This window comes from Pontibacter qinzhouensis, from assembly GCF_008017455.1.
In the GTDB taxonomy this organism is placed as follows: Bacteria; Bacteroidota; Bacteroidia; order Cytophagales; family Hymenobacteraceae; genus Pontibacter; species Pontibacter qinzhouensis.
On sequence record NZ_VRTY01000215.1, the window covers coordinates 1 to 1235 of the forward strand.

At 55.1% G+C, this 1235-nt stretch carries 1 protein-coding gene; it reads left to right on the plus strand.

The genetic code is table 11. The annotated features are described in order from the left end of the window. Positions 1-36: 36 nt before the first annotated feature. On the plus strand, positions 37-1224 hold the full coding sequence (locus FVR03_RS24125) for an IS256 family transposase (protein WP_147924326.1): 1188 nt from the start codon (positions 37-39) through the stop codon (positions 1222-1224). The last annotated feature ends 11 nt before the right edge of the window (positions 1225-1235 follow it).

Genomic DNA, 1235 nt, shown 5'->3' on the forward strand with positions numbered 1-1235 from the left:
AAGAAATTTGATTTCGAAGCATTTCAGCAAGAGGCTATTGCCGGCCTGTATGCAGGTCAATCATTAACAGGCGAGCAAGGTATATTTGCTCCCTTGCTCAAACACTTTTTAGAGGCCGCCCTGGAAGGGGAAATGGCCGCTCATTTACAGGAAGGTAAAAGTGTTGACACCCCTTCGGCCAACCGCCGCAATGGCAAGGCCAGAAAGCAGGTGAAGAGCCTGTCGGGGGAGTTTGAGCTGCAGACGCCCCGGGACCGGGAGGGCAGCTTTGAGCCCCAGGTGGTGGGCAAGCGGCAGGTGATCATCACCGAGGGCCTGGAGGAGAAGGTGATCGCCCTCTACGCCATGGGCAACAGCTTCCGGGACATCTCCCGCCACATCCAGGAGCTCTACGGCATGGCGCTTTCGGCTACCCAACTCTCCGAGATAACCGATAAGGTAGTGCCGGCCATGAACCAGTGGCGGGGCAGGCCGCTGGACTCGCTCTACTGCTTCCTCTACCTGGACTGCATGCACTACAAAGTACGTTCAGAGGGCAAAGTGGTGGCCCGTGCCGTTTACAATGTGCTGGGGATCAACCAGGAGGGAAGGAAAGAGCTCATCGGCATGTATGTAGCAGAGAGCGAAGGGGCTAAGTTCTGGCTCTCGGTGCTCTCCGAGCTCAAGACAAGAGGCGTGGAGGATGTGCTCATTGCCTGTGTGGATGGGCTCAAAGGCTTCCCGGAAGCGATTGAGACTGTTTTTCCTGCCGCCCAGGTACAGCTGTGCGTGATTCATCAGATCCGCAACACCCTGCGCTATGTGGTGGAGAAGGACAAGAAAGCGTTCATGGCCGACCTGAAGCCAGTTTATCAGGCGCTCAACCAGGAGGAAGGATACCTAAACCTGCTGGCCCTGGAGGAGAAATGGGGCAAGAAGTACCCGGTGGCTGTGCAGTCCTGGTTCAACAACTGGGAGCATCTGGCCACCTTCTTTGCCTATGATGCCCATATCAGAAGAGCCATCTACACCACCAACGCCATCGAGGGACTCCACCGCCAGGTCCGGAAAGTAACCAAGACCAAAGGTGCTTTTACCTCAGATGCTGCATTGCTTAAACTCATCTACCTGGTGGTGATGAATGTGGAGAAAAAATGGACCATGCCGCTGCCGAACTGGGCCTTGACTTTCTCGCAGCTTTTTATCATGTTTGAGGAAAGAATCAGGCCCCACCTGAGGGTTTGACTTTTTTGCTG